This is a genomic window from Sandarakinorhabdus sp. (assembly GCF_031422795.1).
Lineage (GTDB): Bacteria > Pseudomonadota > Alphaproteobacteria > Sphingomonadales > Sphingomonadaceae > Sandarakinorhabdus.
In genome coordinates, this window is sequence record NZ_JANPML010000272.1 from 1 (window position 1) to 8,614 (window position 8,614).

Annotated in this window: 11 protein-coding genes; 2 read left to right on the forward strand and 9 right to left on the reverse strand. The window is 64.8% G+C overall.

Features of this window, described 5'->3' with window-relative positions; all coding sequences use genetic code 11:
* Together RMO81_RS09775 and RMO81_RS09780 are read left to right on the forward strand one after the other, a co-directional pair.
* Positions 1 to 636: ATP-binding protein (locus tag RMO81_RS09775; protein ID WP_310475662.1), on the forward strand; the 636-nt coding region annotated here is incomplete at its 5' end.
* Entirely contained in the window at positions 629 to 1,276 is a 648-nt protein-coding gene (locus RMO81_RS09780) for a response regulator (RefSeq protein WP_310475663.1), read from the forward strand. The genes RMO81_RS09775 and RMO81_RS09780, both read left to right, overlap by 8 nt.
* On the opposite strand, the gene RMO81_RS09785 is transcribed toward RMO81_RS09780, so the two are convergent.
* From RMO81_RS09785 to RMO81_RS09825, 9 genes are all read right to left on the reverse strand, one after another.
* Positions 1,262 to 1,462: a hypothetical protein gene (locus RMO81_RS09785; RefSeq protein ID WP_310475664.1), complete on the reverse strand. Its 201-nt coding sequence runs from the start codon at positions 1,460 to 1,462 to the stop codon at positions 1,262 to 1,264. The two genes, RMO81_RS09780 and RMO81_RS09785, sit on opposite strands and share 15 nt — an antisense overlap.
* A complete protein-coding gene (gene ccoS / locus RMO81_RS09790) occupies positions 1,449 to 1,622 on the reverse strand; it encodes a cbb3-type cytochrome oxidase assembly protein CcoS (protein WP_310475665.1) in 174 nt (57 codons plus the stop codon). Before ccoS ends, RMO81_RS09785 begins: the two co-directional genes overlap by 14 nt.
* A complete protein-coding gene (locus RMO81_RS09795; RefSeq protein WP_310475666.1) occupies positions 1,619 to 3,757 on the reverse strand; it encodes a heavy metal translocating P-type ATPase in 2,139 nt (712 codons plus the stop codon). The genes ccoS and RMO81_RS09795 overlap by 4 nt, the downstream gene beginning before the upstream one ends.
* The gene (locus RMO81_RS09800) at positions 3,754 to 4,224 is read right to left on the reverse strand and encodes a FixH family protein (protein ID WP_310475667.1); all 471 of its coding nucleotides are present in this window, start codon (positions 4,222 to 4,224) and stop codon (positions 3,754 to 3,756) included. Before RMO81_RS09800 ends, RMO81_RS09795 begins: the two co-directional genes overlap by 4 nt.
* An 11-nt stretch (positions 4,225 to 4,235) precedes the next feature.
* Positions 4,236 to 5,696, reverse strand: coding sequence for a cytochrome c oxidase accessory protein CcoG (ccoG, locus tag RMO81_RS09805; protein WP_310475668.1), 1,461 nt, complete (start codon positions 5,694 to 5,696; stop codon positions 4,236 to 4,238).
* A 1-nt stretch (position 5,697) separates the two neighbouring features.
* Positions 5,698 to 6,612, reverse strand: coding sequence for a cytochrome-c oxidase, cbb3-type subunit III (ccoP, locus tag RMO81_RS09810; RefSeq protein WP_310475669.1), 915 nt, complete (start codon positions 6,610 to 6,612; stop codon positions 5,698 to 5,700).
* The gene (locus RMO81_RS09815; protein ID WP_310475670.1) at positions 6,605 to 6,766 is read right to left on the reverse strand and encodes a cbb3-type cytochrome c oxidase subunit 3; all 162 of its coding nucleotides are present in this window, start codon (positions 6,764 to 6,766) and stop codon (positions 6,605 to 6,607) included. Before RMO81_RS09815 ends, ccoP begins: the two co-directional genes overlap by 8 nt.
* Complete coding sequence (ccoO, locus tag RMO81_RS09820) at positions 6,763 to 7,518, reverse strand: cytochrome-c oxidase, cbb3-type subunit II (RefSeq protein ID WP_310475671.1); 756 nt, start codon at positions 7,516 to 7,518, stop codon at positions 6,763 to 6,765. The genes RMO81_RS09815 and ccoO overlap by 4 nt, the downstream gene beginning before the upstream one ends.
* 12 nt (positions 7,519 to 7,530) lie before the next feature.
* Positions 7,531 to 8,614: cbb3-type cytochrome c oxidase subunit I (locus RMO81_RS09825; RefSeq protein WP_310475672.1), on the reverse strand; the 1,084-nt coding region annotated here is incomplete at its 5' end.

Genomic DNA, 8,614 nt, shown 5'->3' on the forward strand with positions numbered 1-8,614 from the left:
GCCAGCTATGCCGAAGGCGCGTTGGCGCTGCTGGGCGATGAAGGCACGCCCACGCCGGACAATATCGACATGGTGCGCGAAGCGCTGGTCGAGGCCAACGCGCAGGCGTTGCGCGCCGGCCAGATCGTGCGCCGCCTGCGCGAATTCATCAGTCGCGGCGAAAGCGAACGACGCGTGGAACGCCTGCGCCGGCTGGTGACCGAAGCCGCCGCGCTGGCGTTGACGGGGGCAGGCCAGACCGGCCTGGCTTTCAACATCAGGCTGCATCCGTCGGTTGACCTGGTGCTGTGCGATCGCATCCAGATCCAGCAGGTGCTGCTGAACCTGATCCGCAACGCGGTGGAAGCCATGCAGCGATCGGCGCGGCAGAAACTGGAAGTCCGCAGCCGGCCGGCTGGCAAAGGATTGGTGGAGGTGGTGGTGTCTGATTCCGGGCCCGGGCTGGCACCGGAAGTGGCCGCCGTGCTGTTCCAGCCGTTCAACACCTCCAAGGAAAAGGGCATGGGCCTGGGCCTGTCGATCTGCCGCACGATTGTCGAGGCGCATGGCGGCCGCATCTGGGCCGAGCCGTCAGATTTTGGCGGCACCGCCTTTCATTTCACCCTGGAACTGGCCGAGGAGCCGCAAGATGGCTGAAAAGCGCGTCTATCTGGTCGATGACGAAGCGGCGGTGCGCCGGTCTGTGGGGTTCATGCTGAAGACCTCCGGGTTTGAGGTGGAAGGCTTTGAATCGGGCGAGGCGTTCCTGAAGGCGGCGCCGCACCTGCCGCCGGGCTGCGTGCTGCTCGATGTGCGCCTGGGCGCGATGGATGGTCTCGCCGTTCAGCAAGCTTTGAAAGACAAGGGTGTGGTGCTGCCAGTGATCATCATCACCGGCCATGGCGATGTGGGCCTGGCCGTGCGGGCGATGAAGGCCGGGGCGGTGGATTTCCTTGAAAAGCCGTTCGAAAAGGCTGCCGTGATCGCGTCGCTGGAACAGGCGCTGCGGCACAATGATGGCCGCGCGGAATTGAACCGGCTGGCCGATCAGGCCCGCGCTCAACTGAACGGGCTGACTCCGCGCGAACGTGACGTGCTGAATGGGCTGGTGGAAGGCCAGTCCAACAAGGTGATCGCCTATGATCTGGGCATTTCCCCGCGCACGGTCGAAATCCACCGCGCCAACCTGATGTCGAAACTTGCCGTTGGCTCGCTGTCGGATGCGCTGAAGATCGCCTTTACGGCGCGCATGGCGGATCTGGCCGGCGCGGCACCCCCACCATCAGAGCCGGCCTGAGGCTTTCTTCTCGCGACTGCAGCCAACATGGCAGGCCGGATCGCAATCGCGGACCGGCTGGTCGGGCAGGCTGCCGCCGCTGCAGAGGCTGATCAGCAGAGTCTCGGCGCGCGTTGGAACCGCCAGTGCGGTCAGCGTGATCGCCAGTAGCGCCGGCAGATAAGCGAGCGGATCATGGCGCAGCATCAGGGGGCTCCTTTGCGGCGGGCTCATCATCCATGAAGATCCGCAGGGCCGCGCCATCGAGATCATCGAACTGGCCGCGCCCCACCGCCCAGAAAAAGGCGAACAGGCCAAGCAGACCAAGGCCAAGCGCCACCGGGATGAGGAACAATATGCCGTTCATCGTGTCGAGCCTTTCAACCGCAACGCATTGGCGACCACGATGATCGACGAGCCCGACATGGCGAGCGCCGCCACCAGCGGGGTGACGAGGCCGGCGATGGCGAGCGGTACGGCGATGATGTTGTAGCCGATGGCCAGCGCGAAATTCTGGCGGACAACGGCTTGCGTCGCCCGCGCGGCGCGGATGGCGGTGGCGACCGGCGCCAGGCTGCTGCCCAGGAAAATCGCATCGGCCGCGTTCTGGCTGGCATCGGCGGCCGAACCCGGCGCCATCGAGACATGGCCGGCGGCCAGCGCCGGGCCGTCGTTAAGGCCATCACCGACCATCAGCACCTTGCGGCCTTCGGCGCTGAGCGCCTTGATCGCGGCAAGCTTGTCGGCAGGCGTCAGGCCGCCCTGACCGCTGATGCCCAGTGCCGCTGCCACAGCGGCCACCGGGCCAGGGCGATCGCCGGAAAGGATACGGGCGGGCAGGCCGAGCGCGGCCAGTTCAGAAATAGTGACAGACGCAGCCGGGCGCAGCGGATCGGCAAAGCGGATGAGGGTTTCGGGACGATCGCCGATGGTGAGGGCAGCGGCCATCAGGTACCCGTCGGCGCTGGCTGGGCGGCCGAGGCGGACAATCTGGCCATTCCACTGGCCGCTCAACCCCTCGCCGGGCGTTTCGCTCACCAGCGTCACCCGCTGCGGCACGATGCCGGCGGCGGAGAGGGCGGCGCGCAGGGCTTCTGACAAGGGGTGACGGCTGCATTGGGCCAGCGCCAGCGCGATGCCGGCCTGCGTGGCATCCAGCACGCCAATGTCGATGGGCTCGGGTGAACCGAGGGTGAGGGTGCCGGTCTTGTCGAACACGGCGCAATCGGCTTCGGCGAGACGCTCGAGCGCGCTGCCATCCTTGACCAGCACGCCGGCCTTCATCAGCGCGCCGGTGGTGACGATCTGGGCGGCGGGCACAGCAAGGCCAAGCGCGCACGGGCAGGTGATGATCAGCAAAGCGACGGCAATCAGCAGCGCTTCGTGCCAGCCGGCGCCGGCCAGCATCCAGCCGACAAAGCTGCACAGCGCCAGCGTGTGAACAGCCGGCGCATACAGCCGGGCGGCACGATCGGCGATGCGGACATAGTGCGAGCGGCCTTGGGCGGCATCCTGCATCAGCCGGGCGATATCGGCGATGCTGGTATCGGCGCCGGCGGCAGTGACGGCGACTTCCACCGCGTCGCCGGTGTTGAGCGTGCCCGCCAGTACGCCGCCGCCGGGGCCGATGGCGACCGGCATGGCTTCACCGGTGATCAGCGACTGATCGAAATGGCTGCGGCCATTCAGGATCACGCCATCGGCAGCGAGGCGCTCGCCGCTGGCGACCAGCATCTTCATGCCGGGCCGGATATCGCCGGCCTTCAGCCATTGGCTCTGGCCATCATCGCTTATAACCAGCGCGCCGGCGGCCATATGCTTCAACAGCGCGCTCACCCCGTCCCGCGCCCGATCACGCATCACTGCATCCAGCCAGCGACCGGCGAGCAGGAAGAACAGCAGCATCACGGCGCTATCGAAATAGGCGTGGGCGCCGTGGGTGATGGTTTCAAACAGCGACAGGGCGGTGGCCAGCGTGACGCCGATGGAGATCGGCACATCCATGTTGGTGTGGCCGGCCTTCAGCGCTTGTCCTGCCGAACGGAAGAAAGGCTGGCCGGCATAGGCGACCGTGGGCAGGGCGATCAGGGCCGAGAGCCAGTGGAACAGATCGCGCGTCAACCCGCCAGCGCCGGACCAGACCGAGACCGACAGCAGCATGATGTTCATGGCCGCAAAGCCGGCGACGGCCAGCGCCTTGACCAGTTGCCGGGCTTCGCCGTCCGGGCCAGCGAGCGCATCGCCCATTGCGTTGGCCTCGAAACCGAGGCTGGCCAGCGCCTTGGTCAGGGTCGGCACGTCCAGCGCCGGATCGTGGCTGATCTGCACGTGCTTGGCGGTGAAATTCACTCGTGCCGCTGCGATGCCGGGCACGGCAGCAAGGCCATTTTCCAGCTTGGAAATGCAGCCGGCGCAGCGCATGCCGGGCACGGCAAAGCGCGAGATGGCCAGCGCGGTTGCGTTGGCAAGCGCTGGGGCGGGCAGGGGCAGCGGCCGGTTCATGCCAGCACTTCGCGCAGGCGTTTCACATCACGCCCACTGCGGATTTCCAGCTGCACGTGCCAGCGCCCCGCCGGCAGCGGCGTGGTGGAAACAAGCCGACCCTGATTATCGGCTGCAAACGCCAGGGGCACATCGGCGGCACGGCCTAGCGGGTGATGGGCGGTACCAGTTGCCGCAAAGGCCGCGCCCGGATTCTGACTGGGCACGGCGATCACCACGCGGCGCGCGCCATTCAGGCTGACCGGGGTGGCCCAGCCCAGCTGCTGCTGCGCCCGCGCCTGCGCCAGCCAACCATTGTATTTCTGGCTGGCGACATAGCTGTTGTCCACAACGGTGCCGCTGAAACTGCTGCTGGCCAGCCGGGCCATGGTGATGTTGACGCCGACAACCACCGCAAAGAAGGCGACCATGATGGCCAGAAACATGCGGCCGGTGAAGGCGGGCTTGGTGGCGGCGCTGCTGGTCATGGGAATGTTCCTCATTGCCGGATGAACTTCACGTCACGGGCAGCGTCGCGGCCATCGTTGCGGCCCGGGTCGGCATCGAGCGGACGGGCGACCAGGGCGAACGGCGTTTCGCCGACCGGCCCGGCAGGGGCGGCGACATAGAGGTGCAGCCGGGTGGTGGCGTCGGCTGCGAGGTCGATCTGCACGCTGCGCGCCGCATCACGGCGATCCATGGCATCGGTCCACATCCGGCCATCAGCAAGGCCGGTCATGGTCAGTTCCACGCGGCACGGGCGGTTTTCCATGTTGCGGAACTTGACCGTCCAGCCGTTGCGCACCTGCCCATCCGACAGGGTGACGACCACCGGATTGCGATCCTGGGCGCTGTCGATGGTCAGGCGGGCGCGTTCACCCAGGGTGAACAGCATGGCCAGGCCAATGCTGGCCCAGATGGCGAAGTAGATCAGCGTGCGCGGGCGCAGCAGGGTTTTCAGGATCGGGCGGGACGCACCGCCGGCACGCTCATGCTTTTCATCGTCGAGGTTCAAATAGTCGATCAGGCCGCGCGGGCGATTCAATTTGCCCATCACCTCGTCGCAGGCATCGATGCACAGCGCGCAGTTGATGCAGCCCAGTTGCGGGCCCTGGCGGATGTCCACACCGGTGGGGCAGACGGAGACACAGGCGTTGCAATCGATGCAGTCCCCCGCTTTCTCGCCCGCCGCCGCTGCTTTTTTCACTCCTTGCGTGCGCGGTTCACCGCGCCAGTCGCGATAGGTGACGATCAGCGATTTTTCGTCGAGCATTGCCGTCTGGATGCGCGGCCACGGGCACATGTAGATGCACACCTGTTCGCGCATGAAGCCGCCCAGCGTGAAGGTGGTGAAGCTGAGCACCGCGACCGTGGCATAGGCCACAAACGGTGCATCGCCGGTGAGGAACTGGCTGGCCAGCGTCGGCGCATCGGCAAAATAGAAGATCCACGCCCCGCCGGTCGCGGCCGCGATGGCCAGCCAGATGCTCCACTTGGTCAGCCGGCGGCCCAGTTTTGCGGCTGTCCACGGCGCGTTGTTCAGCTTCAGCTGGGCATTGCGGTCGCCATCGATCCAGCGTTCGACATGCTGGAACAGATCGGTCCACACCGTCTGCGGGCAGGCATAGCCGCACCAGGCGCGGCCAACAGCGGAGGTGACGAGGAACAGGCCGATGCCGGCCATGATCAGCAGGCCGGCGACATAGTAGAATTCCTGCGGCCAGATCTCGATATCAAACATGAAGAAGCGGCGGTTGGCCAGATCGACCAGCACCGCCTGATCGGGGGCATAGGCCCCGCGATCCCAGCGCAGCCACGGCGTGATGTAGTACACCGCCAGGCAAAAGATCATCACCGCCCATTTCAGCTGGCGGAACCGGCCTTTCACGACACGCGGAAACACCGGCTCACGTTTGCGATAGAGCCCGCTGGTCGGGTTGATAAGGTCGAACGCCGCCATTTCAGCTCTTTGGTGCCTCGTCACTTTCGGCGCCGGCCGTGATTGCATCGGGCTGGGGCGCCGGATTGGCTTCACCGCCGCCCAGCGAATGGACATAGGCCGACAGCATCTTGATCGTGGCTTCATCGAGCCGGTCATTCCAATGCGGCATCACGCCGTAACGCGCCTTGGCGATGGTCTGCGTGAGGCTGGCGCGATCACCGCCATAGAGCCAGATGCCGTCGGTGAGGTTGGGTGCGCCCTGTTCGCGCATGCCCTTGCCGGCATCGCCGTGGCAACTGGCGCAATTTTCGGCAAACAGTGCTGCGCCCGTGGCATTGGGCTTGCCCTGGCCGGCGAGGGCTTGCACGTGGCTGACCAACTGGCTGATCTGGCCTTTGGACAAGATGTCGGCAAAGGCCGGCATCTGGCTGAAACGCGCTTCCTCGGAGCCGGGGCTGCGGATGCCGTGCTGCAGCGTGTATTGGATGGACGCGATATCGCCGCCCCACAGCCAATCATCGTCATTGAGATTGGGATAGCCCTTCGATCCGGCGGCGCCCGAGCCATGGCACTGCACGCAATTCACCTTGAAGGCAGCGCGGCCACCTTCGATGGCGCTGCGCATCAGCTGCGGATTGCCGGCGAGCTGATCGATCGGCGTGACGGCGATGGCGGATACCACCGGTGCGCGGGCCGCGGTCTGGGCCTGCAGCGCCTCATCCAGCTCGCCGCGGCTGGACCAGCCGGTGGAGCCGCCAACATCCGGAAAGGACGGATAAGCCACCACATAGCCGGCGGCAAACACCACGGTGGCGGCAAAGATATAGACCCACCAGCGCGGCAGCGGCGTATCCAGTTCCTCGATGCCATCCCATTCATGGCCCACCAGATGGGTGCCGGTGGCTTCGTCAACGCGTTGCTTGTGATCAGTCATCACTGTCACTCCGGAAGATCAATTGAGCCGCTTCATCATGGTGACGGCGGGCGCCGGGCCGGAACGTCCAGCCAACGAGCCCCAGGAACATCACGCACATGGCCAGCAGCGCCCAGCTATCGGCAAACTGGCGCAGCAATTCATAGCGGCTCATTTGCGTTGCTCCTGCGCTTCGCCCGCCTTGAAATCGACCAACGTGCCCAGCATCTGCAGATAGGCCACCAGCGCGTCCATTTCGGTCACTTGCATAGGGTTGCCGTCATAATCGCGGCCTTGCGATTTGGGATAACGCGCCTGCAAATCTTCCACATCGGCATCAGGCGTGGCCTGGGCGACAAGATCGGCGTTCGCCTTTTCGATGTCCTTGTCGGTGTAGGGCACGCCCACAGACCGCAGCGCGGCCAGATGCTTGCCCATGTCGCCGGCGTTCAACGGCTTTTCGGCCAGGAAGGCATAGGGCGGCATAATCGATTCCGGCACGGCTTCGCGCGGGTTCTTCAGGTGGCCAACATGCCATTCATCGGAATAGCGGCCACCCACGCGGGCCAGATCAGGCCCGGTGCGTTTCGATCCCCATTGGAATGGGTGATCATACATGCTCTCTGCGGCCAGGCTGTAGTGGCCATAACGTTCCACCTCGTCCTTGAACGGGCGTATCATCTGGCTGTGGCACAGGTAGCAGCCTTCGCGCATGTAGATGTTGCGCCCGACCAGTTCGAGCGGCGTGTAAGGGCGCACGCCCTCCACCTTCTCGATGGTGGAGTCGACCCAGAACAGCGGGGCGATTTCCACGATGCCACCGATGGCGACGGCAACAAGGGACAGCAAGCCCAGCAAGGTGACATTGCGTTCCAGCGTGCGGTGAGAGAAGCCCGGTTTGGGTTCAGTTTCAGGGTTTGAAGCCATGGTAATGCTCCCTCATTCAGCCGGTTGCAGGCCGCCCAAGCTGCCGTTGCGGGCAGGGGCCGGCAGCGGCCGGTCGGCGGCGGCGTTGTAGGGGGTTTCGGTCATCGGCGCTTCCTGGCGCAGGCGACCGGCGATGGTCATCGCAATGTTCCAGGCGAACACCAGCGCACCCGACAGATAGAGCAGGCCTCCGAATGCCCGCAGGATGAACATCGGATGGACGGCGGCGATGGTTTCGGCAAAGCTGTTCACCAGATAACCGTCGGCACCATATTCGCGCCACATCAGGCCCTGGGTCAGGCCGGCCACCCACATCGACGCGGTGTAGAAAACGATGCCGGCAGTCGCGAGCCAGAAGTGGGCATTGATCAGGCGCAGGCTGTACAGCCGCTGGCGCTTCCACAGGCGCGGCGCCAGATAATATATGCAGGCAAAAGTGATCATGCCGTTCCAGCCGAGCGCACCCGAATGCACGTGGCCGATGGTCCAATCGGTGTAGTGCGACAGGCTGTTGACCGATTTGATCGACATCATCGGGCCTTCAAACGTGCTCATGCCGTAGAAGGCCAGCGCCAGCACCATCATGCGGATGATCGGATCGGTGCGGATCTTTTCCCACGCGCCATCCAGGGTCATCAGGCCGTTGATCATGCCGCCCCACGACGGCATCCACAGCATCACACTGAACACCATGCCCAGGCTCTGCGCCCAATCGGGCAGCGCGGTATAATGCAGATGGTGCGGGCCGGCCCAGATATACAGGAAGATCAGCGACCAGAAGTGGATGATCGAGAGGCGATAGCTGTAAACCGGCCGTTCCGCCTGCTTGGGCACAAAATAGTACATCATGGCCAGGAAGCCGGCAGTGAGGAAAAAGCCCACCGCGTTGTGCCCATACCACCACTGGGTCAGCGCATCCTGCACCCCGGCAAAGGCCGAATAGCTCTTGGAGCCAGCCCAGCTGACCGGCAGCGACAGATTGTTGACGATGTGCAGCATCGCCACGGTGATGATGAAGGCCAGATAGAACCAGTTGGCGACATAGATATGCGGTTCGCGGCGCTTGATGATGGTGCCGCCAAACACCAGAAGATAG

Bases quoted from the DNA above. Each gene is read 5' to 3' on its own strand.
- RMO81_RS09795 (WP_310475666.1), bottom strand. From the start codon at position 3,757: ATGAACCGGCCGCTGCCCCTGCCCGCCCCAGCGCTTGCCAACGCAACC.
- RMO81_RS09785 (WP_310475664.1), bottom strand. From the start codon at position 1,462: ATGCTGCGCCATGATCCGCTCGCTTATCTGCCGGCGCTACTGGCGATC.
- RMO81_RS09815 (WP_310475670.1), bottom strand. From the start codon at position 6,766: ATGAGCCGCTATGAATTGCTGCGCCAGTTTGCCGATAGCTGGGCGCTG.
- ccoG (WP_310475668.1), bottom strand. From the start codon at position 5,696: ATGGCGGCGTTCGACCTTATCAACCCGACCAGCGGGCTCTATCGCAAA.
- RMO81_RS09780 (WP_310475663.1), top strand. From the start codon at position 629: ATGGCTGAAAAGCGCGTCTATCTGGTCGATGACGAAGCGGCGGTGCGC.
- ccoS (WP_310475665.1), bottom strand. From the start codon at position 1,622: ATGAACGGCATATTGTTCCTCATCCCGGTGGCGCTTGGCCTTGGTCTG.
- ccoO (WP_310475671.1), bottom strand. From the start codon at position 7,518: ATGGCTTCAAACCCTGAAACTGAACCCAAACCGGGCTTCTCTCACCGC.
- ccoP (WP_310475669.1), bottom strand. From the start codon at position 6,612: ATGACTGATCACAAGCAACGCGTTGACGAAGCCACCGGCACCCATCTG.
- RMO81_RS09800 (WP_310475667.1), bottom strand. From the start codon at position 4,224: ATGACCAGCAGCGCCGCCACCAAGCCCGCCTTCACCGGCCGCATGTTT.